This window comes from Stappia taiwanensis, assembly GCF_014635285.1.
In the GTDB taxonomy this organism is placed as follows: domain Bacteria; phylum Pseudomonadota; class Alphaproteobacteria; order Rhizobiales; family Stappiaceae; genus Stappia; species Stappia taiwanensis.
This window is the reverse complement of the sequence record NZ_BMCR01000007.1, coordinates 95,571-120,862: the sequence shown is the minus strand read 5'-3', so window position 1 is coordinate 120,862 and position 25,292 is coordinate 95,571. Positions and strand designations below refer to the sequence as shown.

The 25,292-nt window shown below is 65.0% G+C and carries 18 protein-coding genes; 6 read left to right on the top strand and 12 right to left on the bottom strand.

Annotated elements, in window-relative coordinates; genetic code table 11:
• Window positions 1-61 precede the first annotated feature (61 nt).
• Window positions 62-1,264, top strand: coding sequence for a lytic murein transglycosylase (locus tag IEV83_RS15895; protein WP_181761217.1), 1,203 nt, complete (start codon window positions 62-64; stop codon window positions 1,262-1,264).
• 128 nt (window positions 1,265-1,392) lie between these two features.
• Here the strand turns inward: IEV83_RS15895 and IEV83_RS15890 are convergent, their stop codons facing one another.
• From IEV83_RS15890 to IEV83_RS20095, 8 genes are all read right to left on the bottom strand, one after another.
• A complete protein-coding gene (locus IEV83_RS15890) occupies window positions 1,393-2,883 on the bottom strand; it encodes a BCCT family transporter (protein WP_181761218.1) in 1,491 nt (496 codons plus the stop codon).
• Between the two features lie 85 nt (window positions 2,884-2,968).
• On the bottom strand, window positions 2,969-4,639 hold the full coding sequence (locus IEV83_RS15885) for an ABC transporter ATP-binding protein (RefSeq protein WP_181761219.1): 1,671 nt from the start codon (window positions 4,637-4,639) through the stop codon (window positions 2,969-2,971).
• 7 nt (window positions 4,640-4,646) lie between these two features.
• On the bottom strand, window positions 4,647-5,813 hold the full coding sequence (locus IEV83_RS15880) for an ABC transporter permease (RefSeq protein WP_181761220.1): 1,167 nt from the start codon (window positions 5,811-5,813) through the stop codon (window positions 4,647-4,649).
• A gap of 3 nt (window positions 5,814-5,816) precedes the next feature.
• The gene (locus IEV83_RS15875) at window positions 5,817-6,920 is read right to left on the bottom strand and encodes a microcin C ABC transporter permease YejB (RefSeq protein WP_181761221.1); all 1,104 of its coding nucleotides are present in this window, start codon (window positions 6,918-6,920) and stop codon (window positions 5,817-5,819) included.
• A gap of 103 nt (window positions 6,921-7,023) precedes the next feature.
• Window positions 7,024-8,940, bottom strand: a complete 1,917-nt coding sequence (locus IEV83_RS15870; protein WP_181761222.1) for an extracellular solute-binding protein — start codon at window positions 8,938-8,940, stop codon at window positions 7,024-7,026.
• Window positions 8,937-10,811, bottom strand: a complete 1,875-nt coding sequence (locus tag IEV83_RS15865; RefSeq protein WP_181761223.1) for an extracellular solute-binding protein — start codon at window positions 10,809-10,811, stop codon at window positions 8,937-8,939. The genes IEV83_RS15870 and IEV83_RS15865 overlap by 4 nt, the downstream gene beginning before the upstream one ends.
• Before the next feature lie 236 nt (window positions 10,812-11,047).
• Complete coding sequence (locus tag IEV83_RS15860) at window positions 11,048-12,355, bottom strand: diguanylate cyclase (protein ID WP_181761224.1); 1,308 nt, start codon at window positions 12,353-12,355, stop codon at window positions 11,048-11,050.
• Between the two features lie 448 nt (window positions 12,356-12,803).
• A complete protein-coding gene (locus IEV83_RS20095; protein WP_209003203.1) occupies window positions 12,804-13,724 on the bottom strand; it encodes a c-type cytochrome in 921 nt (306 codons plus the stop codon).
• 203 nt (window positions 13,725-13,927) lie between these two features.
• On the opposite strand from IEV83_RS20095, the gene IEV83_RS15850 reads away from it, so the two are divergent.
• From IEV83_RS15850 to IEV83_RS15840, 3 genes are read left to right on the top strand one after another with little or no spacing between them, the layout of a single operon-like run.
• The gene (locus IEV83_RS15850; RefSeq protein ID WP_181761225.1) at window positions 13,928-14,701 is read left to right on the top strand and encodes a 3-deoxy-manno-octulosonate cytidylyltransferase; all 774 of its coding nucleotides are present in this window, start codon (window positions 13,928-13,930) and stop codon (window positions 14,699-14,701) included.
• 26 nt (window positions 14,702-14,727) lie between these two features.
• A complete protein-coding gene (locus IEV83_RS15845) occupies window positions 14,728-15,618 on the top strand; it encodes a prephenate dehydratase (RefSeq protein ID WP_181761226.1) in 891 nt (296 codons plus the stop codon).
• Between the two features lie 24 nt (window positions 15,619-15,642).
• Window positions 15,643-16,635 (top strand): adenosine kinase, encoded by a 993-nt coding sequence (locus IEV83_RS15840; protein ID WP_181761227.1) that lies wholly within the window; start codon window positions 15,643-15,645, stop codon window positions 16,633-16,635.
• A gap of 120 nt (window positions 16,636-16,755) precedes the next feature.
• Here IEV83_RS15840 and IEV83_RS15835 read toward each other — a convergent pair whose 3' ends face one another.
• Both IEV83_RS15835 and dapB read right to left on the bottom strand, forming a co-directional pair.
• The gene (locus tag IEV83_RS15835; RefSeq protein ID WP_181761228.1) at window positions 16,756-17,376 is read right to left on the bottom strand and encodes a 2,3-bisphosphoglycerate-dependent phosphoglycerate mutase; all 621 of its coding nucleotides are present in this window, start codon (window positions 17,374-17,376) and stop codon (window positions 16,756-16,758) included.
• Window positions 17,377-17,426: 50 nt separating this feature from the next.
• On the bottom strand, window positions 17,427-18,230 hold the full coding sequence (dapB, locus tag IEV83_RS15830) for a 4-hydroxy-tetrahydrodipicolinate reductase (RefSeq protein WP_181761306.1): 804 nt from the start codon (window positions 18,228-18,230) through the stop codon (window positions 17,427-17,429).
• Between the two features lie 506 nt (window positions 18,231-18,736).
• Here dapB and IEV83_RS15825 point away from each other — a divergent pair.
• Window positions 18,737-19,663, top strand: coding sequence for a substrate-binding domain-containing protein (locus IEV83_RS15825; RefSeq protein WP_181761229.1), 927 nt, complete (start codon window positions 18,737-18,739; stop codon window positions 19,661-19,663).
• Window positions 19,660-22,416, top strand: a complete 2,757-nt coding sequence (locus IEV83_RS20375) for an EAL domain-containing protein (protein WP_181761230.1) — start codon at window positions 19,660-19,662, stop codon at window positions 22,414-22,416. The genes IEV83_RS15825 and IEV83_RS20375 overlap by 4 nt, the downstream gene beginning before the upstream one ends.
• 216 nt (window positions 22,417-22,632) lie before the next feature.
• On the opposite strand, the gene pnp is transcribed toward IEV83_RS20375, so the two are convergent.
• Complete coding sequence (pnp, locus tag IEV83_RS15815) at window positions 22,633-24,750, bottom strand: polyribonucleotide nucleotidyltransferase (protein ID WP_181761231.1); 2,118 nt, start codon at window positions 24,748-24,750, stop codon at window positions 22,633-22,635.
• A 269-nt stretch (window positions 24,751-25,019) separates the two neighbouring features.
• Window positions 25,020-25,289, bottom strand: a complete 270-nt coding sequence (gene rpsO / locus IEV83_RS15810; RefSeq protein ID WP_181761232.1) for a 30S ribosomal protein S15 — start codon at window positions 25,287-25,289, stop codon at window positions 25,020-25,022.
• Window positions 25,290-25,292: the final 3 nt, after the last annotated feature.

Genomic DNA, 25,292 nt, shown 5'->3' with positions numbered 1-25,292 from the left:
CGGCCCGCCGGGGTTTGCTAGGGTTGCCCCGAGCCTCCCGTCGCGCCACCGGAGACATGCCATGCGCCGCGTTCCGCTTCTCCTTGCCGCCGCCCTGTCACTGCTGGCCGCGCCGGCGAGCGCCGGCCCTTACGATGCCGGCTTTCGCGCCTTTCTCGACGGAACCATTGCGCCCGCGGCCCGCGAAGCCGGGGTTCCGGCGGCGGTGATTGCGCGCGAGCTTGCCGGTATGACGCCGGACACCTCCCTGCCCGGACTCGGCAAGCCGGGCGGCAAGGGCGCCCCGCCGCCGGTGAATTACCAGGCGGAGTTTCGCGCCCCCGGCGGCTATTTCCGCGACAGCCAGTTCAACGGGCTGGTGGCCAAGGGGCGCACCCTTGCTCGCCGACACGCATCGACGCTGCAGCGGATCGAACAGCGCTACGGGGTGCCGGGCCGGATCGTGCTGGCAATCTGGGCGCGCGAATCGGGCTATGGCGCCGCGCGGATCCCCAAGGATGCGCTGCGCACCCTGGCCACCCGCGCTTATATGGGCCAGCGGCGCGACTTCTTCGCAAAAGAGACCGTCGCCGCGCTGCAGATCCTCGCCGATGGCCATATCCGGCGACAGGACATGAAAAGCTCCTGGGGCGGCGCGCTCGGCCAGCCGCAATTCCTGCCCTCCAGCTTCCTGCGTCATGCGGTCGATTTCGATGGCGATGGCAAACGCGACATCTGGAATTCAGCGCCCGACACGCTCGCCTCGATCGCCGCCTATCTCAACTGGTACGGCTGGGTAAAGGGGCGCGACTGGGGCTATGAGGCCGTCGTTCCGGCCTCCGTTTCCTGCACCCGCGAGGGGCCGGATCGCGGCCAGCCGATCAGTGCCTGGACGGCCGAGGGCGTGCGACGGGTGAAGGAGCGGCCGTTTCCCGCCCATGAGGTCCCACAGCCCGGCTTCCTGCTGATGCCGGCGGGCCGCTTCGGCCCGGCCTTCATCGCCACCGACAATTTCTATGTGCTGAAATCCTACAATGAATCCGACGTCTACGCCCTGTTCGTCGGCCATCTCGCCGACCGCTACGGCAACAACACCGGCTTCGTGCAGGACTGGCGGCCGATCAAAACCCGCTCGCGCGGCGCGGTGCGCAAGATCCAGCTCCAGCTGGAGGCCAGAGGCCATGACGTGGGCGGAGCCGACGGGCTGATCGGCTTCAAGACCCGCCGCTCGCTCGGCGCCGCACAGGAGAAGGCCGGCAAACCCGCCACCTGCTGGCTGGAGTGAGGGGGGGCGAAGCCCTCAATCGGGCGTATCATCCCGGTTCGGCAGCTTGCGCACCAGCAGCCAGCCGGCGAAGCCGATAAAGACGAAGGTTCCAAGGTTGAGAACCGTATCAAGGAGATCGCCGGTAATCATGTCGCGGTCTCCTCGGCAAGCGCGCGGACAAGGCAGATCATCAGCACCACGGTGATGAAGACGAAGGGCAGGGCGCCGAGCGCGATCAGCTTCTTCACCGCGTCCATCGATCCCGACAGGATCATGGCGTAGCCGACGACGCCAAGCAGAACGCCCCAGATCAGGCGAATGCGCGGTTTGGGATCGGGATCGCCGCCGGTGGAAAAGGTGCCGAGCACGAAGGCGGCACTGACCACGCTGGTGACGATGAAGAGGAAGGCGGCAACGATGGTCCCGAGGGTCGTGACCACCGGAAAGGGCATGCGCTCCAGCAGCGCGAAGGTCGCCCGCTCCGCGTTGGTGGCCGCCACGGTCGCCAGTTCGCCCGCGCCCTGCAGCGCTTCATAAAGGCCGATACCACCGAACACGCCGAACCAGATCACCGAAAACAGCGTCGGCCCGATCAGCACCCCAAGCACGAACTCCCGGATGGTGCGGCCTTTCGAAATCCGGGCGACGAAGACGCCGACAAACGGCCCCCAGGCGATCCACCAGACCATGTAGGTCAGCGTCCAGCTCTTGAACCAGGACGCGACCTCATTGTCGAAGAAGGTGAAGGTCTGAAAGCCGCGCGGGATCGCATTGGTCAGATACTGGCCGAAGCTGCCGAGTACCGAGTTCAGGAGCACTTCCGTCGGGCCAAAGATCACCACGAACACCACAAGGCCGATTGCCAGCAGCATGGCGAGGTTGGACAGCTTCGACATGCCGCTGCCCAGGTCCGTCATCAGCGCCGGGAGATAGCAGGCCACCATGGCAACGAACACGATACCGACCAGCGCCGCCCCGGCGCCGTTACCGCCAGCGAGCACATCAATGCCGTCGGCGACCTGAAACACGCCCATGGCAATCGAGCCGCCAACGCCGATGGCAATGGCGACGATGGCCAGGAAATCCGACATCCAGCCGAGGAGCCGCGCCCAGCGCTCCTGCGGGAAGAGATAGGTGATCGGCGCGCTCACCAGCATCGGCGTGCCGCGCCGAAAGGCGAAATAGGCGATGATCAGCGCGGTGGTTCCGTAGATCGCCCAGGCGTGAATGCCCCAGTGAAAAATCGTCGTCACCAGCGCCTGCTCGGCTGCCACCGGTCCGCCCAAGGCGCCTTGCGCGAATTCGAAATGGGTCAGCGGCTCGGCCACGGCCCAGAACAGAAGGCCGACGCCCATGCCGGCGGCGAACAGCATGGCAATCCAGGACGGGGTGGAAAACTCGGGCCGGTCGTCATCGGCGCCGAGGCGAATATCGCCAAACCGGGAAAACGCCAGCCAGAAACAGAAGACCAGCATCCCCGTAACAGTGAGCATCAGGAACCAGCCACGGCTGCGGAAATACTCGTCGACGATCACCGAGGCGATGGCGACGAGACCGTCGGAATCGAATACGCCCCAAAGGCCGATGGCCGCAATAAGCGTCAGGGAAGCGATCAAGAGCGCCGGCTTTGCAGTCATGTCGTTCTCCCCCATCGCAGCTCAGGCCGCTTCGATCATAGCGCTTTACCCTGTCGCGTCGATCCTCCTCGCCAACTCGACGCGGTCACTCGCTGACCACCCCCGCATCCACCGTTTCCAGCCGGAAGGCGGCGGCCATCAGCGCCTTTGTGTACTCGGTCTCCGGCGCATCGAACACCGCATCGGCGGAGCCGGCCTCCACCACCTTGCCGGCGCGCATGACGATCACATCATTGGCCAGCGCCCGCACCACCTTCAGATCATGAGAAATAAAGAGATAGGCCAGCCCATGCCGCTTCTGCAGATCGCGCAGGAGATCGACCACCTGCGCCTGCACGCTCATGTCCAGCGCCGAGGTCGGCTCGTCGAGCATGACGAATTTCGGCTCCAGCACCATCGCCCGGGCGATGGAAATGCGCTGGCGCTGGCCGCCGGAAAACTCATGCGGATAGCGGAAGCGGGTCGTCGCATCGAGCCCCACCTCCTCCAGCGCCGCCGCCACCTTGCGGTCGCGCTCGTCAAGCGACAGGCCCGGGAAATGAACGCCCAGACCCTCACCAACGATATCGGCGACCGACATGCGCGGGCTGAGCGAGCCGAACGGATCCTGAAACACCACCTGCATATCCCGGCGCAGCGGGCGCATGTCGCGCCAGGAGCGATCCTGGATCTCATTGCCCTCGAAGCGAATCCGCCCGGTCGAGGAAATCATCCGCAAGAGGGCCAGCCCAAGCGTTGTCTTGCCCGAGCCGCTTTCGCCGACGATGCCGAGGGTCTGCCCCTCGCGCACGGTCACGTCGATGCCGTCCACCGCCTTGATGTGATCGACGGTGCGGCGCAGAAAGCCGCGCTTGACCGGAAACCACACCTTGACGTCTTCCGCCTCGACAACCACCGGCCGCGAGGTGTCGGAGACCGGCGGCGCGCCCTTCGGCTCGGCCGCCAGAAGGTGGCGGGTGTAGCTGTGCTGCGGATTGTCGAAGATCTCGGCCACCGGGCCGGTCTCGACGATCTTGCCGCCGGTCATGACGCAGACCCGGTCAGCGATCTTGCGGACAATGCCCAGGTCATGGGTGATGAACAGCATCGCCATGCCGGTCTCGCGTTGCAGATCCTTGAGCAATTGCAGGATCTGCGCCTGAACGGTGACATCGAGCGCGGTGGTCGGCTCGTCGGCGATCAGAAGATCCGGCTCGTTGGCCAGCGCCATGGCGATCATCACCCGCTGACGCTGTCCGCCGGAGAGCTGGTGCGGATAGCTTTGCAGCCGCTGCTCCGGCTCGCGAATGCCGACCTGATGGAGCAACTCCAGCACCCGCGCCCGGGCAGCGCTGTCGCTCATGCCGCGGTGGATCTTCAGCATCTCCGCCACCTGCCGCTCCACTGTGTGCAGCGGATTGAGCGAGGTCATCGGCTCCTGGAAGATCATCGAGATCTCGTTGCCGCGAATACGCCGCAGTGCCTTTTCATCGGCGGTCAGCACATTCTCGCCCTTGAACAGGATTTCGCCGGAGGGGTGCGAGGCCGCCGGATAGGGCAGCAGCTTCACCGCCGACAGGGCGGAGACGGACTTGCCGGAGCCGCTTTCGCCGACCAGCGCCAGCGTCTCGCCGGGGGCGATCTGAAAGGAAATCCGGTCGACGGCGGTTTGCGTCACGCCGTTCTGGGTGAAGGCAACGGAGAGATCGCGCGCTTCCAGCAACGGGGCAGCCTCTGCGCGGGCGGCGGCGGTGTGAGCGGTATCGGTCTTCGTCATGGACGCCTCAGGCAAAGCTCTTGCGGGGATCGAAGGCGTCACGCACCGCCTCGCCGATGAAGATCAGCAGGCTGAGCATGGTCGAGATCACGATGAAACCAGTGATGCCGAGCCAGGGGGCCTGCAGGTTGTTCTTGCCCTGCGCCAGCAATTCGCCAAGCGAGGCCGATCCGGGCGGCAGGCCGAAGCCGAGGAAATCGAGCGCCGTCAGGGTCGAGATCGAGCCGTTGAGGATGAAGGGCATGAAAGTGAGCGTCGCCACCATCGCATTGGGCAGCATGTGCCGCCACATGATGGTGCGGTTGCCAACGCCAAGCGCGCGCGCCGCCGTCACGTATTCGAAATTGCGGGCGCGCAGGAACTCCGCCCGCACCACCCCGACCAGCGCCACCCAAGAGAAGGCCAGCAGGATGGTGAACAGGGTCCAGAAACCGGGGATCAGCACCGAGGAGACAATCAGGATCAGGTAGAGCGTGGGGATCGCCGTCCAGATCTCGATGAAACGCTGAAACAGCAGGTCGACCCAGCCGCCGTAATAGCCCTGCACCGCGCCGGCGGCGATGCCGACCACGGAGGAGGCCAAGGTCAGCGCCAGACCGAACAACACGGAGATGCGGAAACCATAGACCAGCCGGGCGACCACGTCGCGGCCCTGATCGTCGGTGCCGAGCCAGTTCCAGTTGCCCATCACGCAATTGGGATCTTCGGCCCCGAGCGGATAGCGAACGCAGCGCTCCTGCTTGTCCAGCATCCAGGAGGGCGGGGCCGGCGCCGGCACCGGGATTTCGTTGTTCACCGTGCGGTAGGAATAGCGCACCGGCGGCCAGAGCATCCAGCCATTGGCGTTGATCTCTTCCTGAATGAACGGATCGCGGTAGTCGGTCACCGCCAGGAAGCCGCCGAATTTCTCCTCCGGATAATCGAACAGCACCGGCGCCAGCACCTCGCCCTTGTAGACGGCGATGATCGGCCGGTCGTTGACCAGCAGCTCCGAGACCAGCGACAGGCCGAACAGAACGAGAAAGATCCACAGCGACCAGAAGCCGCGCCGGTTGGCGGCGAAATTCGTCAGCCGCCGCCGGTTGATCGGCGACAGCCAGCCTCGGCGCGGCGGCGGGTTGTCAGCGCGGCTTGCGGAGGCAGCGGAGCCGTTTTCGGTCAAGCGATGTTCCATCCCTCAGACCTCCCGGCTTTCGAAATCGATACGCGGATCGATCCAGGTGTAGGTCAGGTCGGAGATGAGATTCACCAAAAGGCCCAGCAGCGAGAAGATGTAAAGGGTGGCGAAGACCACCGCGTAGTCGCGGTTGATCACCGCCTCGAAGCCGAGCAGCCCGAGGCCATCGAGCGAGAAGATCGTCTCGATCAGCAGCGAGCCGGCAAAGAACGAGGAAATGAACGCGCCCGGGAAGCCGGCGATGACGATCAGCATGGCATTGCGAAACACATGGCCATAGAGCACCTGGCGCTCGCTCAGGCCCTTGGCCCGCGCGGTCTGGACGTATTGCTTGCGGATCTCGTCGAGGAAGGAATTCTTGGTGAGCAGGGTCACGGTGGCAAAGGCCGAAAGCACCATGGCGGTGAGCGGCAGCGCCAGGTGCCAGAAATAGTCGAGGATCCGCGCCGGCCAGGAAAGCTGCTCCCAATTGTCCGAGGTGAGCCCGCGCAAGGGGAACAGATCGAGGAAGGAACCGCCGGCGAACAGGACGATCAAGAGCACGGCGAACAGGAAGCCGGGGATCGCATAGCCGACGACGATCACCGCCGAGGTCCAGACATCGAAGCGCGAGCCGTCGTTCACCGCCTTGCGAATGCCCAGCGGAATGGAAATGGCGTAGGAAATCAACGTCATCCACAGGCCGAGGGAAATCGACACCGGCATCTTTTCCAGGACCAGATCGAGCACGGCGATATCACGGAAATAGCTGTCGCCGAAATCGAACCGCGCATAGTCCCACAGCATCGAGGTGAAGCGCTCCAGCGGTGGCTTGTCGAAGCCGAACTGGCGCTCCAGGTCTTTGATGAATTCCGGGTCGAGCCCCTGCGCGCCCCGGTATTTGGAGGTGGTGGCATCGGCGCCCGTACTGGCCCCGGCGCCGCTGAAATCGCCGCCGCCTCCGCTGATCCGGGCCGTGGCGGACACATCCGTGCCCTGCAACTGGGCGATCACCCGTTCGACCGGCCCGCCGGGCGCGAACTGGATGATCACGAAGTTGATGGCCATGATGCCGACCAGGGTCGGCACGATCAGCAGCAGTCGCCGCAGAATATAGGCGCCCATCGTGGTCTTCGTCCTTGTTTCAAGGCCGCCCGCCATCCTGGGATGGGCCTGGGGCGGCGGAAATCCTTCAGTCTCGTTCGGGCAGCCCCGCCGGACGTCCGCCTCAGCCGCGAACGCCGATCCGCTCGGCCTTCTCCTTGTCGAACCACCAGTGCAGTTCGGGCCGGAAGTCATAGGCGGGCGACGCCTCCGGCATGCCGAACACATCCCAGAGCGCCACCGTGTGCACGGGCTTGTACCAGTGCGGCACCCAGTAGTAGCCGGCGCGTAGCACCCGGTCGAGCGCACGGGCGGCGGTGGTCATCTCTTCCCGGCTTGTCGCCTGCAACACCGCCTCGATCAAGGCATCGACGGCCGGCGAGCTGATGCCGGCCAGATTGCCGCTGCCCGGGATATCCGCCGCCGCCGAGCTCCACATCTCGCGGATCTCCTCGCCAAGGGTCGGGGACAGGGCGAAGCGCCGCGAAGCCATATCGAAATCGTAGTCGTTGAGCCGCGCCTGATACTGCGCCGGATCGACCACCCGGAAGGTGGCGGCGATGCCGAGCCGCTCCAGGTTCTTCACGAAAGGCAGCGCCACCCGCTCGAAGGACGGCGAGTTCGACATGATCTCGAAGGTAAAGGGCTCCCCGTCAGGGCGCAGCAGCACCTTGCCATCACGGGTGCAGCCGGCGGCGCGCAGCAGCCGGTTCGCTTCGCGCAGCATGGCGCGGTCCTGGCCGGAGCCATCGGAGACCGGCGCCAGCACCGCCTCGCCAAAGGCGGCTTCCGGCAGTTGCGCTCGCAAGGGCTCCAGAAGGGCCAGCTCCGCCGGGGTCGGCAGGCCGGTCGCCAGCATCGGCGAATTCTGGAAGAAGGACTGGGTGCGATGGTAGGCACCGAAGAACAGCGCCTTGTTCGACCACTCGAAATCGAAACCGTAGCCGATCGCCCGGCGCACCAGCGGATCGGCGAAGAGCGCACGGCGGGTGTTCATGAACCAGCCCTGCCCGCCGGCGGGACGTCTGTCAGGGAATTCGCGCCGCACCACACGCCCGTCGAGGACGGCGGGGAAATTGTATTCGGTCGCCCAAACCCGCGCGGTGAATTCCTCCTGGAAGGTCATCACCCCTTTCTTGAAAGCCTCGAAGCCGACCTGGCGGTCGCGGAAGAACTCCAGCCGGACCCGGTCGAAATTGAACATGCCGCGCACCGCCGGCAGGTCCTTTGCCCACCAGTCTTCCACCCGCTGGTATTCCACATAGCGGCCGACCTCATGGCGGCCGACCTTGTAGGGGCCGGAGGAGAGCGGCGGAGTCAGGGTCGTCTGGGCGAAATCGTAGCGGGTATAATAGGCCTTGGAGAGGATCGGCAGGCCGGTGACCAGCAACGGCACCTTGCGGGTCTGCCGGCCGGTAAAGCGCACGGCCAGCCGGTGCGGCGCCAGGACCACCGCCTCGGCCAGTTCTCCCATGATCTGGCGGATGGAGGGATGCCCCTCCTCCTTCAGCGTCATCAGCGAGAAGGCGACATCCTCGGCGGTCAGCGGGCTGTCGTCATGGAACCGGGCTTCGGGCCGCAGATTGAAGGTATAGGTGTTGCCATCGGCGGAGACCTCCACCGTCTCGGCGACAAGGCCATAGACCGCATCCGGCTCATCGAGCGCACGCACCATCAGGCTGTCGAAGCACAGTTCCATGCGCGGCGGTGCATCGCCCTTGAGAATGAACGTGTTGAAGCTGTTGAAGGTCTGTGCGTTCTGATTGTACCCCCAGGAGGGCGCGGAAAAGGACATGCGCCCGCCCTTCGGCGCATCCGCATCCACATAGTCGAACGCCTGGAAATCCGCCGGGTATTTCAGATCGCCGAACACCGACAGGCCATGGCGCGGCCCGGTGCCGTCCGCCGGGGTCGCGGCGGCCGGCGCTTGCGCGTCTTGTGTCTGTGCTCGAGAGACGGAGAGCGGCAACAGGTTTGCTGCGGAAAACGCGGCAACACCCTGAAGCAGCGTCCGGCGGCTTGTCTCCATGGGCTTCTTCATCCCCGGCCTCCGACCCGCGCGGCCTTGTCCTTGTCCCACCACCAGATCGTCGGGAAGCCGTGGGAGAACTCCGGCAGGGTTTGCGGACGGCCGAACCGGTCCCAGCGGGCGGTGCGGTCGACATCGGAATAGAACTGCGGCACCACGAAGTGGTTCCACAACAGCACCCGGTCGAGCGCGTGGGTGGCGGCGACCAGCTCTTCCCGGTCCTTGGCGTAGATGATCCGCTCGATCAGCTTGTCGACCGCCGGATCCTTGATGCCGGCGTAGTTGCGCGACTGGGGACGGTCGGCGGCCTCCGAGCCCCAGAAGTCGCGCTGTTCGTTGCCCGGCGACAGCGACTGCCCCCAGACCAGCGTCGCCATGTCGAAATCGCGGCTCTGCACCCGGTTGATGTATTGCGGCACGTCGATCAGCCGCAGCACGGTCTTGACGCCGATGTTCTCCAGGTTCTTCGTGTAGGGCAGCAACCCGCGCTCGGCGGAACGGTCGAAGTAGATGAACTCGATGGTGAACTGCTCGCCGGTGTTGGCGTCGACCATGCGCCGGCCATCGAGCTTGTAGCCTGCCTCGCGGAACAGCTTCACCGCCTGACGCAGGTTGTCGCGCACCTTTTTCGGCGACCCGCCGACCGGATTCTCGTAAGGGGTGGTGAACACCTCCGGCGGCACCTCATCGCGCACGGTCTCCAGGATTTCCAGCTCCAGCCCTTCCGGCAGGCCGGAGGCCGCCAGATCCGTCCCGGCGAAATAGGAGCCGATCCGTTTGTGCAGCCCGGCGGACACCACCTGGTTGGTGGTCTCGAAGTCATAGGCAAGGTTCAACGCCCGGCGCACGCGCGGATCCTGAAACTTTTCCCGGCGCAGGTTGGGCACATAGGCCTGCATCCGGCCGGAGGCGCGCGAGGGAAACTCCTCCAGCACCACGCGCCCGTCCTTCACCGCCGGAAAGTCATAAGCCTTGGACCAGACATTGGCGCTCAGCTCCTCGCGGAAATCGTACTGGTCGCCCTTGAATGCCTCCAGCTCGACAGCGGAATCGAGAAAGACGTCGTAGCGGATCTCACCGAAGTTGTTGGTGCCAACCCGCACCGGGTGGTCCTTGGCCCAATAGTCCTCCACCCGCTCATAGACGATGTGGCGGCCCGGCTCGAACGACTTGATCCGGTAGGGACCGGAGCCGAGCGGCGGCTCGAGCGTGCCCTTGGCGATGTCGCGCTTGACGCCGTTGGCATCCGTGCCTTCCCACCAGGCCTTGGGCAGCACCGGCACCTGGCCGACGATATGCGGCAACTCGCGGTTGCCCGGCGCATCGAAGGTGAAACGCACGGTTCGCTCGCCGACCTTTTCCGCCTTGACCACGTGGCGATAGTAAAAGCCCTGGCTCGGATTGACCTCACGCAGCTTCTCGAAGCTCCAGATGACATCCTCGGCGGTGATCGGCGTGCCGTCATGCCAGCGCGCGGCGGGATCGAGCCGGTATTCGACCCAGGCATGATCGGCGGGCGAGCGCACCGCCTCGGCGACCAGGCCATAGGTGCTGCTGGTGTCGAGCTCATCCAGCGAGCTTTCCATCAACTGATCGTAAAGAAGGCCAAGGCCCGGCGCCGGATTGCCCTTGGAAAGGATCGGATTGAAGGTGTCGAAGCCGGTGGAGACGGCAAGACGCACCGTGCCGCCCTTCGGCGCCTGCGGGTCGACATAGTCGAAATGGGTAAAGCCTTGCTGATAGGTGGGCTCGCCCGTCAGCGCAGTGCCATGGGTCCAGGCCGGCTCCTCGGCGCGCACCGGATGTCCGGCCAGAACAAGCGCGGCCACGCAGGCAAGCGCGGCCCGGCGAATGGTCGACAATGGCGTGTATGGCTGCGACATGACGAAATAGCGGCTCCCTGTTTCCCTCGTCGGCACCCTCAAGGCGCGCCTGCAGGCGCAACGCGGTACCTTGGTAATTTGTCTTATATTAGGAGCTTCAAGGGAATCCCGACAGCGGTGAAACGCTTCATGACCAAAGTTTAATTGAAATTCCTGGCAAAACGGACGCCGCCCCCTCCAGCAGGGCTGCGCGTCGCCCTTGCCCGGTCGTCGCCCGTTCCCTTGCGCAAGCGTCGTCAGGCCGGCACCTCGACCTTGGCGCGATACATGCGCTGATCGGCAAGCTCGAGCAGTTCGGGGATGGTGGCCGCGTCGTCCGGATAGAAGGCGTAGCCGATGCTTGCCCGGATAACGATCCGATGCTCGCCCACCTGCACCGGCGCGCACACCGCCTCACGCAGCCGTTCGACAATGGCACGAACCGTGGTCTGGCTGATGCCTCCGGGCACCACCACCACGAACTCGTCCCCTCCGATCCGGGCAATGGTGTCCACGTCCCGGGTTTCCCGCTGCAGCCGGGCCCCCACCTCCTGCAGCACCGCATCTCCGGCCGCATGGCCATAGGTGTCGTTGATCGGCTTGAAGCCATTGAGGTCGACGAAAAAGACCTGAAAGCCCAACCCGGTGCGATCGGACATGTCCGCAAGCTGCTCCATCCGGCCGACAAGCAACCGGCGGTTCGGCAACCCGGTCAGCGGATCGTGCAGCGCCATCGACCGGGATCGCTGCTGGGCGGACACCACCAGCGCCGACAGGGCCGCCACCACCATGCTCACCACAATACCGATCGCCAGGGCGACCCGCGCCTCGTGCGAGGTTCCATCCCAACCGCCGACCGGTCGGCTGGCAAGCTGCCATGACCCGTCCGGCAGCGTCACCGGCAGGGTCACCGCGTCTCCTTCGAACAGGGCCGAATCACCGAGAATTGTCCCTCCCTGGGCGCCGGCGCCATCGACGCCACGAAGCGCAAAAAGATGTCCATCCACCTCGGGCTGCAAGCCGGCACGCGTGAACAGCCGGTCACTGTCGATGACGATCGAGGCCATGCCCCAATAGCCACGCTCCAGCCCATGCCCGCCCCCGCCGGTGGGCACCAGCACCGGAATACGGGCAATCAAGGCCCGACCGCCCTGCACCAGATCGACCGGGCCGGCGACCACCGGACTGAGATACTGCATCGCCCGGCGAACGCCGGACCATTGCTGCTCGCTCTTGCTGTAGTCGAGGCCAACCACCGCTTCATTGCCCTTCAGCGGATGGATGAAGCGGACCACGTTGCCCGGGGCGAGCGCGATGATGCGAATGTTCTGATCGACCCGTGTGATTTCACTGACAAAGCTGCGGAACTGGTCGTCGGTCAGGTCGGACTGCACCGCCACGAAACCGAGCAATCCTTGCGCGATGTAGAGCGTGCCATTCAGCTCCCCCTCGATCCGCGCCCGAACCTCGGAAAGACGGGCGAGGCTTTCCCCCTGCTGGCTCTCCCGCGCATTCTGCTCCAAAAGGCGCACGACATAGGAGGTCAAACCGAGTCCCAGCAGCATGACCAGCACCACCACGGCACCTACCAGGGCGCGACGTCTCCAGCGGTTCAACACGTGCCCAGGCACGCCTTCCGTCGTCATCGGCCACCGCCCGAACGGGGCCGGCACTCAATATCCGCAGCCTCCCCTTCAACTGTCCAGCGGCGATTGCCAGTCATCTTCCGAGCATCTCCACCGCGCCACGCCAACACGCCATACTCCTTCAATCGGATACCGCCACCGGGTGCCGACCAGCCCCCACCGCCTCCCGATGGACGGGAGCGTTTCGCGCCGATCGCATTTTCCTTGTTGCTGAACCGCCGGGCAGGGGGAAAGCTACCGATCAAGTTACTGAAAAGGATCGAGAGAGACCACCCACCCAGGGTTCCGTTCCCGAAACGCAACAAGGCCGGGACGAACCCGGCCTTGCCTTCGCTTTTCCGGACCGAAGCCCGCGTGGGACCGGACCTTACTGAGCGGTGTCAGCCGCCGGCGCTTCCTCGCCAACAACCGCGTCCTTAACCTTCTCGGCCGCATCGGAGGCCGTTTCCGCGGCACTGTCTGCGGCATCCTTGACCGTCTCGGCAGCACTTTCAGCAGCGTCGGTCGCCGTCTCGGCGGCGTCCGTCACGGTCTCCCCAGCGCTCTCGGCCGCTTCGGTCACGGTCTCCTTCGCGCTGTCGGCCGCTTCGGTCACGGTCTCCGCGGCGCTGTCGGCAGCTTCGGTTACCGTTTCAGTCGCCTCCGTCGCGGTCTCGGTCACGGCTTCGGCAGCCCCCTCGACGGCCTCGGTCGCGGCTTCCGTGGTGCTTTCCGTGCTGCTTTCGGCTGCGGCTTCCGGGCTCGGCAGCGGCATCGGCTCATCGGCGAGCGAGCGCAGATAGGCGATCACGTCGGCGCGCTGCTCCGGCTTCTTCATGCCGTTGTAGCTCATCGAGGTCTTGGCAACGAGGTCCTTCGGCTTGGTCAGGAACACGTCGAGGTTCTCGTAGAGCCAGGCATCGGTGCCCTCGGCGTATTCCGTCATGGAGCCGGAATACTTGAACCCTTCATGGGAGGCCGGCTTGCGCCCGACCACACCCCACAGAGCGGGGCCGACCTTGTTCTTGCCGCCCTTGGTGAAGTCGTGACAGGCGGCGCAGGCGCGGGTGAGCTTCTGGCCATTCTCGGCGGAAGCGCTGGCAAGGCGAACGGCGATCGGCTCGATCTGCGGCTCTTCCGCCACTGTCTCCTCGGCCTCGCCTTCCCCATCGGCGACAACGATCTCGTAGCCGGGCGTCTCCGGCGGAGCTTTGGAGAAGATGATGTCCGACAAGATGCCAAGACCCATCGTCACCAACAGTGCGAACAGGACGGCGCCGGCAATCGTGTTTAGCTTGGAGGAGTTCATTCCTGCGGGCTCCAACTCGTCGGTTGCTTCGGGTTGCGTCGGGCGCGGCCCCGCGCAACATTGCGCATCGTGAAAAAGTCGCCGGAAACTACAAAGTTTTTGACGCCCGTGTCCATAGGTATAAAAGAGCAATCCATGTTCCAGTCGACCAATTCCGCAGCCGCACCCTGCGCGCGCACCCGCCCGCAGGCGGAGATACAACGATGAGCGGCGCTCTCGTCGTCATTCCCGCGCGCATGGCCTCCACCCGCCTGCCCGACAAACCGCTCCTCGACATCGCCGGACAGCCGATGATCGTGCATGTGCTGGAGCAGGCCCGCGCGGCGGATATCGGCCCTGTGGTGGTCGCCTGCGACGACACGCGCATCAAGGCGGCGGTCGAGGCGGCCGGGGGCGAGGCGGTGCTCACCGATCCGGATCTGGCCAGCGGCTCCGACCGGGTGCGGGTCGCCGCCAACGCCGTCGATCCCGATGGGCGCTTCCCGGTGGTGCTCAACCTGCAAGGAGACGTGCCGCTGATCGATCCGGCGGCGATCCGTGCCGCCTTCGCCCCCCTGTCCGATCCAGCGGTCGACATCGGCACCATCGCCACGGAAATCCGCGACCCGGCGTTGCGCGACGATCCCGGCGCGGTCAAGACCGTCGGCACGCCGACCGGCGCCAAGCGCCTGCGCGCGCTCTATTTCACCCGGGCGACGGCCCCCACCGGCCCCGGTCCGCTCTATCAGCACATCGGTCTTTATGCCTTTCGCCGGGCCGCCCTTGAGGCGTTCGTCGCGCTGCCGCCCTCGCCGCTGGAAATTCGCGAGCGGCTGGAGCAGCTGCGCGCACTGGAAGCGGGCATGCGCATCGACGTCAGCCTGATCGACAGCGTGCCGATGGATGTGAACACCCCGGAAGACATCGAAGCGGTGCGGGCCGTCCTGACAAGACGCGGCGCCGCCTCGCGCACGGCCTCGGCGCTGCCGCACTCCTGATCCTCCCAACCGGTCCCGAAGATCCCATGTCCGAACAGAAGAAAATCGTCTTTCAAGGTGAGCTGGGCGCCAACTCCCACACCGCCTGCCGCAATGTCTACCCGGATTACCAGCCGATCCCTTGCGCCACCTTCGAGGATTGCTTCTCGGTGCTGGAAAGCGGTGAGGCCGATCTCGGCATGATCCCGGTGGAGAATTCGGTGGCCGGACGGGTCGCCGATATCCATCACCTCTTGCCGCGCTCCAGCCTGCATATCATCGGTGAGTATTTCCTGCCGATCCGGTTCCAGCTGATGGCGCCACGCGGGGCAACCCTTGAGGGCCTGCGCTCGGTGCAGAGCCATGTGATGGCGCTCGGCCAATGCCGCAAGATCATCCGCGAGCTTGGCCTGACGCCGATCACCGGCGCCGATACCGCCGGCTCCGCCCGTCAGGTTGCCGAAAAGGGCGACCTCAGCGCGGCGGCGCTGGCGCCGCAGATGGCGGCCGACGCCTATGGGCTCGACATCCTGCGCACCAACGTGGAAGACGAGGCGCACAACACCACCCGCTTCCTGATCCTGTCGCGCGATTCCCTGCGGGCGGCCAACAACGGCCAGCCGGTGATCACCACCTTCATCTTCCGGGTGCGCAACGTGCCGGCCGCGCTCTACAAGGCGCTCGGCGGCTTCGCCACCAATGGCGTCAACATGACCAAGCTGGAATCCTACCAGCTCGAAGGCCAGTTCTTCGCCTCCATGTTCTATGCCGATGTGGAGGGGCATCCGGATGAGCGCTCCGTCGCGCTGGCGCTGGAGGAGCTGCAGTTCTACTCCGCCGAGCTGAAGATGCTTGGCGTCTACCGTGCGGACCCGTTCCGCGAAAAGATCCGCGAGCCGGAGGCCAATCGGGCGCTGCGCCCGACACCCGGCATCTGACGACGACCACACCCACGAGGCACCATGACCTTCAGCACCCTTTGCATTGGCAATGCCATTTGCGACGTCTTCGCCCATGTCGAGGAAGACTTCCTGGTTCGGGAAAACCTGATCAAGGGAGCCATGCGGCTCATCGACACCGACGAGGCGGTGCGGCTCTACGACAAGATGGGCCAGACCACCCGCATGTCCGGCGGCAGCGCGGGCAACACCGCCGCCGGCATCGCCGCGCTCGGTGGCCAGTCGGCCTATTTCGGCAAGGTGGCCGCCGATGAGCTGGGCACCGCCTATCGCCACGACATGCGCGGCACCGGCGTTCATTTCGAGACCCCGGCGCTGGCCGACGGGCTTCCCACCGCGCGCTCGATGATCCTGATCACGCCCGATGGCGAGCGGACGATGAACACCTATCTGGGCGCCTGCACCGAGCTGTCGCCGGGCGACATTGATGCGGACGTCGTCTCTCGCTCGGCGATCACCTACATGGAAGGCTACCTGTGGGATCCGCCCGCAGCCAAGGACGCCTTCCTCAAGGCCGCAGAGATCGCCCATGCCCATCGCCGCCAGGTGAGCCTGACCCTGTCCGATTCCTTCTGCGTCGATCGCTACCGCGACGAGTTCCTGTCGATGATGCGGGCCGGCACCATTGATCTCCTGTTCGCCAATGAGCACGAGCTGAAGGCGCTCTATGAGACTGCCGACCTGGACACCGCGATTGCCGCTGTGCGCGAGGATTGCGCGCTGACCGCGCTGACCCTCGGCGAGAAGGGCGCAATGGCGATCTCGCGCGGCGAAACGGTGCATGTGGCGGCGGAAGAGGTCGCCGATGTGGTCGACCTGACCGGGGCGGGCGACCTGTTCGCCTCCGGCTTCCTGTTCGGTCGCTCCCGCGAGTTCGACCTGACCACGTCGCTGGAACTGGGCTGCCTGTGCGCGGCGCAGGTGATCGCCCATGTGGGCGCCCGGCCGGAGAAGCCGCTAAAGCAGGCCGCGCTGCAGCAGGGCTTCGCCGTCTGAGCCCACGGCACACGAAGAACGCAAAACGGCCGGACGCCCTTTCAGGCTCCGGCCGTTTTCTTGTCCGCATGGGGGCGGCGGCGCAACACGCGCCGCCATGCCCCGGGTTTCAGGTCCTGGTCAGTCCTTCAGGTCCTGCACCGAGGCGATGCTGCCATCGTCGCTGAGCCGGTAGACGATCGGCGCGCCGGTGCCCAGTTCCCGCTTCAGGATCTCCTCCGGGGAAAGCCCTTCCAGATCCATGATCAGCGCCCGCAGCGAGTTGCCATGGGCGGCAACGATCACCCGCTCGCCGGCGATCACCCGCGGCAGAATTTCCGACCGGTAGTAGGGCAGGACCCGCTCGGCGGTCATCTCCAGGCTTTCACCGCCTGGAGGGGGCACGTCGAACGAGCGGCGCCAGACATGCACCTGCTCCTCGCCGAACTTCTCCCGCGCCTCATCCTTGTTCATGCCGGTCAGGTCGCCATAGTCGCGCTCGTTCAGCGCCTCGTCGCGGATCGTCTCCAGATCCGGCTGGCCGAGCTCCTCCAGAAGCAGCGCCAGGGTGCGCTGCGCCCGGCTCAGCGCCGAGGTGTAGGCGACGTCAAAGGTCAGCTTCAGATCCTTCAGCTTGCCGCCCGCCGCGCGGGCTTCGGCCACGCCCCGTTCGGTCAGGTCCGGGTCCTTCCACCCGGTGAAGAGGTTCTTGAGATTCCACTCGCTCTGGCCATGACGAACGAGTACCAGCAGGCGTTCCATTTATAGCGTGCTCCAGCTTGGGGTAGGTAGGGAGGGAGGGAGGAGGAGGATCAGTCGGCCAATCCGAGAACATCGGCCATCGAATAGAACCCGGGCTTCTGATCGCGCGCCCAAAGCGCGGCCTTGACCGCGCCATGGGCAAAGATCTGACGATCCTGGGCATGGTGCGACAGGGTGAGCGTTTCCAGCGGCCCGGCGAACATCACCGAATGATCACCGATCACCGTGCCGCCGCGCAGGGCCGCGTAGCCGATCTTGCCACGCGGACGCACCCCGGTGATGCCGTCGCGGTCACGCAGCTCGTTTTCCGCCAGCGGGATGCCCCGTCCCTCGGCCGCCGCTTCGCCCAGAAGCAGCGCGGTTCCAGAGGGGGCATCGACCTTGTTGCGGTGATGCGCGTCCAGAATCTCGATATCGAAGTCGGCGTCCAGCGCCGCCGCCGCCTGCCGGACAAGCGCGGCCAGGAGATTGACGCCAAGGCTCATGTTGCCGGAGCGCACGATGCGGGCATGACGACCGGCCGGGCGGATCTCGGCCAGATCGGCCTCGCTCATGCCGGTGGTGCCGATCACATGCACGACCCGCGCCTGCGCCGTCAGCTCCGCGAAATGCCGGGTCGCCGCCGGCGCGGTGAAGTCAAGCACCCCTTCCGTCGCGGCAATCACCGAGAGCGGGTCATCGCTCACCGGCACCCCCAGCGGCCCCACCCCGGCGAGCACCCCGGCGTCCTCGCCAAGCTCCGGCACGCCCGGACGTTCGATGGCGCCGCCCAGACAGACCCCATCCATCTCGTGTAGCGCGCGTATCAACGCCCGCCCCATTCGCCCGGCGGCGCCAACAACGGCAAGACGCATATCGCTCATGTGTTTCTCCAACCCCAGACCATGCAAGGCGGTATAGCAGCTTGCCCGCCCCGCGCAACACAAGGGCAATCACTCCCCGCGGCCGCGACGTCAGAAAGGGGCCGCGCCAAAAGCGACTCTTTCGGAGAAACGCGTTTCATTGCAACAATTGCCAAGTACTCGACCAGTCCTTCTTTCTCTTCCCTGAATTTATCGCCGCCACCGCCAATCTTCACGCTTCTTCAATGCGGTGTTGATACTTGAATGAGAATCTTCCCTGATTCAGACTTGCGGTGAAGGCGTAAAACCTGGAAAGCAACATGAAACAATGCCGGCCCCATCTCCAGCATGCATTACTTGCGATTGCATTCCTTGTGCTTTCCCTCCCGCTCCCAACCCAGGCAGGCACCGGCCCACGGGCCGAATACTGGGACCTTGAGGATTTTCTCGCCACCAGACCTGAACAACCTGAGATTGCTTCCCGTTTCCACGACCGGGTTCAGGGGCCTGGCCAGCGCGTGACGCAGAGCCTGCCGCCGGTGCGTATCGCGGCGGTGTATCCGGGGAAACAGGCGTCGGACTATTGGCGCCGCAGCATCGAATCATTCACCGCCCGTCTCGATGAAATCGGCCTTCGCTACGAGCTGGACTCCCACTTCACCGCGCCGGCGACCGAAGTCCGCCTGCAGATGCAGTATATTGGCGAGGCGTTGAAATCAGACCCCGACTACCTTGTGTTCACGCTCGACGCGTTCCGCCATCGCAGCATCATCGAACGGCTGATCGCCCGAGGCCGACCCAAGGTCATCCTGCAGAACATCACCACGCCGCTGCGCGCCTGGTCCCGGAACCAGCCGTTTCTTTATGTTGGCTTCGACCATGCCACCGGCACCAGAACCCTGGTGCAGCACTATCTCGCCCACCACCCAGAGGCGGAGCGCTATGCCATCTTTTATGGCTCGCGCGGCTATGTCAGCCACGCCCGTGGCGAAACCTTCCGTCTGGCGATGGCCGGGCACCCTTCCAAGACCCTCTCCACCTCCTATTTCGTCGGCTTCGATCGGGAAAGCGCCCACGCCACCGCCCGAACCCTGCTGCTGGAGGATCCGGAGCTCTCCTACATCTTCTCCTGCTCCACCGACATCGCGCTCGGTGTGCTCGATGCCATCCGCGAGCTGGGACGCGAAGGTCAGGTTCACACAAATGGCTGGGGCGGTGGCAGCGCCGAGCTGGAACAGATCGCCAAGGGCGCGCTGGAAGCCACCGTCATGCGCATGAACGACGACAACGGGGTGGCCATGGCCGAGGCGATTTCGCTCGACCTTCAGGGGCGCGGGCATGAGGTGCCCCAGGTCTATTCGGGAGACTTCGCGCTGATCACGTCCCGGGACGACCCACAGCGCATCGAGACCTTGAAACGCAAAGCCTTCCGGTATTCGCAATGAAAGACAGGCGCGACTTCAGCTTCAACCGGTTTGTGCTCGGCCTGTTTCTGGTAGCTCTGCTGGCGACCTCGGCCGCGCTGTTTTCCATCAGCTATGTCGGCAGCCTCGCCATTGTCGATCACGAGCTGGAGCGCTTCGCCAAGCGCGAACAGACCCTCGCCCGGCTGGTATTCGAGCAAAATCTCTCCCGCCTCGACACCTACCTCCGGGCCCTGTCGAAGGATACCAAACTGAAACAGGCGCTGCGGATCGGCGACAAGGCGGCCGCAACCCGCATTCTCGGCACCGCGACAGACACTCCCCTGGGGGCGCAATTCGAGATGCTGCTGCTCGACCGGCCGGAGGCACCGGACTGGGCAGATGCCAGCTTCTCGATCTTCGACCTTCACCGCGTGTTGCCGGCGGACCGGCGCAAATCACTGCCGCTCGGCAGCTGGATGATCCTGGCCGACGAAACACGCCCCGATGGCACCCTGGTCGCCGCCGAAGCCATCCCGGTGGTGGATGAGCGCAGCGGCAAGGTGCTGGGTCACCTGGTCGGCGGTTTTGTCCTCAATGACACCATCGCGTTGCTGGGCGAGCTGTCCCGCGCCCTTGAGACCGACAGCCTTGCCCTGTTTCACGACACCACCGCCATCGCCAGCGTCGGCCATCTGGGCTCGTCTCCCCTCGATCCGGACACCCGTGCGACCCTGACCGAAGATGCTCATATGCTGACCGGAGACCAGCTTCTGGTCCGCAGCGAACTGAAGGTCGACCGGCACGGCCACCCTCTCTACGTGGTCACCGAGCGCCCGAGCGAGGCGATCGAGAACATTCGCTCCACCTATGTGGAGCTGTTCGGCCCATTCTTGCTTTACATCCTCGCCGCCGCGCTGGTCGCCGCCTATGTGCTGCATCGCTTTACCAGCCCCGCGCTGCAGCGTCTGCTTGCCTATGCCTCGCGCATTCGCCGGGACAGCTCTGATCTCACCTATCACCCCGGCGCGGTGAAGGAGTTCAACGATCTCGGCCGCAATCTGGAGCACGCCTTCACCGATCTGCGGGATACGGACCGGCAGTTCCGTGAGTTGATCGACGGCTCCTTCCAGGGGGTTTGCATTCACGCCGACCTGGAAGTCCTTTACCTCAACAGGTCACTGCTGAACATCCTCGGCTATACCCCGTCCGACCGGGCAGACCTTGTCTCGCGCGGCGTTCTGGCGCTCGTTGCGCCGGAAGAGCACGACCGGATGAAATCCTATCTGCGCGCCCGAAAACAGGGCGCCTCGGCGCCCGGCGTGTTCGAGGCCAAGGGCCTGAGCAAGACCGGCGAGCGGCTCTGGATCGAGTTGCATGTGCGCCCCGCCCGCTGGGATGACCGCGACGCCCATTACGTCACCATCACCGACATTTCCGAACGCAAGCGGCAGGAAGAGCTGATCATCCGGCAAGCGAATTTCGACATGCTCACCGGCTTGCCGAACCGCACCCTGTTTCGCGACAGGCTGCTGCAGTCGATTGCCCGGACCCAGTGGAACGGTGGCGTTTTCGCCCTGCTGTTCGTTGACCTCGACCGTTTCAAGAACATCAATGACAGCCTTGGTCACAGCGCTGGCGACATGCTGATCAAGGCTGCGGCCGAACGGATCAGTTGCGTGCTCGACGATCACGATACGGTCGCGCGGCTGGGCGGCGACGAATTCGCCATCATCCTCGCCAATGCTCGCAATGTCTGGGAAATCGAAACGCAATCGGCGCACATTCTCGAACAGCTCGCCCGCCCGGTGATGGTCAATGGCAACACCGAGGTATTTTCCACCGCCAGCATCGGCATCACCGTGTCGCCGGACGATGGCGACGATGACGAGGTGCTGCTGCGCCAAGCCGACACGGCGATGTATCACGCCAAGGCGGAGGGCGGGAACAAGCTGCGCTTTTTCTCCTCCAGCATGAACGACCATCTGGCCCGTTCCATGGAGATCGAAAGCTCCCTGCGCCGGGCGCTGGAGACCCAGGAGCTGCGCCTGCATTACCAGCCCTTCGTCGATGTCGCCAAAGGTCACGTGATCGGCTGCGAGGCGCTGGTCCGCTGGAACCATCCGGAAAAGGGGCCGATCCCGCCGGCGGACTTCATCCCGATCGCCGAAGACACTGGCCTGATCGTCCCGCTGGGCGCCTGGGTTCTGGAGGAAGCCTGCCGCTTTCAGCGCGCCTGCGCGCAAAAGGGACTGTCGCTGCCGGTAATCAGCGTCAATGTCTCTCCGCGCCAATGCAGGGATGAAACCTTCGTCGACATGGTGCGCGGTACCCTGAAACGCACCCGAATGCCCGCCCGCTGCCTACATCTGGAAATCACCGAGAGCGTCATGTTCGACGAGACCGGGGCCAGCCCGATCGAGACGCTGAACGCCATTCGCGATCTCGGCGTGCGCCTGTCGCTCGATGACTTCGGCACCGGGTATTCCTCGCTGAGCAACCTCAAGCGCTTCCCGATCGACACCCTGAAGATTGACCAGTCCTTCGTTCGGGATCTGGAAACCGACCCGGAAAACCGGGCGCTGGTGAAAGCGATTATTGCCATGGCCGCCAGCCTCGGCATCAATGTCATCGCCGAAGGCGCCGAAACGCAAGGCCAGTGCCAGACCCTGCTGGCGCTCGGCTGCCGCCAGATCCAGGGCTATCACCTCGGCCGGCCAATGCCGGAGGCCGATTTTCTTGCCTATCTGGACCAGCCCGACCATGCCGGTCGGCTTCATGTAGGGGCCGCCTGAGGAGCGGTTTCGAAACCGGCAAGGGGTGGGTGCGAGCGAAGGGCGAAAGGGCCTGTCCGCCGCCTGGTAGCGTCCGGGAAGACGTTGCTCAGAATGCTCTGTGATCCATGAAGAAGGGCCGGGGATTGGCGTCCCCGGCCCTTGTTCTTGTCGCGTCCTGCCGGCATCCGGAAAGGCGCGGAGGATAACCCGCGCCGCCCCGTGCCGAGCCTGGAATTACGCGTCGGCGGCGACGTCCTTGCCGGTCTCCTGATCGACCACCTTCATCGACAGGCGAACCTTGCCGCGCTCGTCGAAGCCCATCAGCTTGACCCAGACCTTGTCGCCTTCCTTGACCACATCGGTGGTCTTGGCAACCTTCTGCGGTGCGAGCTGCGAGATGTGGACCAGACCGTCCTTGGCGCCGAAGAAGTTGACGAAGGCGCCGAAATCGACGGTCTTCACAACCCGGCCTTCGTAAATCACGCCGACCTCGGGCTCTGCCGCGATCGAGTTGATCCAGTTGACGGCGGCCTTGATCGCCTTGCCGTCGGCGGACGCGATCTTGACGGTGCCGTCGTCCTCGATGTTGACCTTGGCACCGGTCTTCTCGACGATCTCGCGGATCACCTTGCCGCCCGACCCGATCACTTCACGGATCTTGTCGACCGGGATCTTCATCACCTCGATGCGCGGAGCGTGCTCGCCCAGTTCGGCACGCGCTTCGGAAAGCGCCGAGCTCATCTCGCCAAGGATGTGAATGCGGCCGTCGCGGGCCTGCTCCAGCGCCACCTTCATGATCTCCTCGGTGATGCCATCGATCTTGATGTCCATCTGCAGGGAGGTCACGCCTTCGGCGGTGCCGGCCACCTTGAAGTCCATGTCGCCGAGATGATCCTCGTCACCGAGAATGTCGGACAGGACGGCGAAGCGGTCGTCTTCCTTGATCAGTCCCATGGCGATACCCGCCACCGGAGCCTTCAGCGGAACGCCGGCATCCATCAGGGCCAGCGAGGTGCCGCAGACCGTTGCCATCGACGAGGAGCCGTTGGATTCGGTGACCTCGGACACCACGCGCAGCGTGTACGGAAACTCGTGGTGCGGCGGCAGCAGCGGATGGACCGCCCGCCAGGCCAGCTTGCCATGGCCGATCTCGCGACGGCCGGGCGAGCCCATGCGACCGGTCTCGCCGACCGAATACGGCGGGAAGTTGTAGTGCAGCATGAAGGTCGACTTGTAGGTCCCCTCCAGCGCATCGACGAACTGCTCGTCGTCGTTGGTGCCGAGGGTCGCCACGACCAGCGCCTGGGTTTCGCCGCGGGTGAACAGCGCCGACCCGTGTGCGCGCGGCAGGATGCCGGCTTCGGAGACGATCGGACGCACGGTCTTCAGGTCACGCCCGTCGATCCGCTGGCCGTTGTCGAGGATCGCGCCGCGGACGATCGCTGCTTCGGCTTCCTTGAACAGGCCGCCGACCACCACCGTGTCGATGCCCTCCTCGCCGGCTTCGGCGGTGAGGGTCTCGATCACCTTGGCCTTGACCGCATCGACCGCGTTCTTGCGCTCGGTCTTCTCGCGGATCGCATAGGCGGCGGTCAGTTCCTCGGCGGCAAGCGCCTTGACCCGGGCCGCCAGCTCGGAATGATCCGGCAGGTTCAGCTCGCGCGGCTCGCGCGCGGCGGTCTCGGCCAGCTTGACGATGGCGTCGATCACCGGCTGGAAGCCCTTGAAGCCGAACATCACCGCACCGAGCATCAGCTCCTCGGTCAGCTCCTTGGCTTCGGACTCGACCATCAGCACGGCGTCGCCGGTGCCCGCCACGATCAGGTCGAGCGAGGATTCCGGCATGTCGTCGATCAGCGGGTTGAGCACATACTCGCCGTTGATGTAGCCGACGCGAGCGCCGCCGATCGGGCCCATGAAGGGGATGCCGGAGATGGTCAGAGCCGCGGAAGCCGCGACCATGGCCAGCATGTCCGGCGCGTTTTCCATGTCATGGGACAGGACGGTGATCACCACCTGGGTGTCGCACTTGAAGCCGTCGACGAACAGCGGACGGATCGGCCGGTCGATCAGGCGCGAGGTCAGCGTCTCATGCTCGGAGGGACGGCCCTCGCGCTTGAAGAAGCCACCGGGGATCTTGCCGGCGGCGAACGCCTTTTCCTGGTAGTTCACGGTCAGCGGGAAAAAGTCCTGACCCGGCTTGGGGGCCTTGGCGGCGACCACGGTCGCCAGCACCTTGGTCTCGCCGTAGGTGGCCAGCACGGCGCCGTCGGCCTGACGGGCGATCTTGCCGGTTTCCAGCGTCAGCGGGCGTCCGGCCCACTCGACCTCTACACGATGAATATCGAACATATTTCTTTCCTAGCGTTCAGTCGCCCGTCCACCTCCGAAACGAGGCGGCGCGGCGCGGTCTTTGAAGGCCCGGCACAGGCACTCTGCCGCGCCGGCCCTTCCTGGGACGTGCCACGGGCAAGACAGCAAGCGGTTCGGAACGGTAAGCTCCGCTGTCGGCCAAGCCGCTTGCTATCCTGCCCCATGACCGTCATTTGCTTGCCGGGTCCATGGGGGACCGGATTTGAAAACGCGGCGCCCACTGGGCACCGCGCCTTCGCATTGCCGTGTTAGCGGCGCAGACCCAACCGCTTGATCAGGTTCTGGTAGCGTTCCATGTCGGTCTTCTTCAGGTAGTCGAGAAGCGACCGGCGCTGGCTCACCATCTTCAACAGGCCGCGGCGGGAGTGGTTGTCCTTGCCATGGCCCTTGAAATGTTCCGTCAGGTTGACGATCCGCTCGGTGAGAATGGCGACCTGCACGTCGGCAGAGCCGGTGTCACCTTCCTTGATCGCGTATTCCTTGATCAGTTCCGCCTTGCGTTCTGCGGTAATCGACATCGG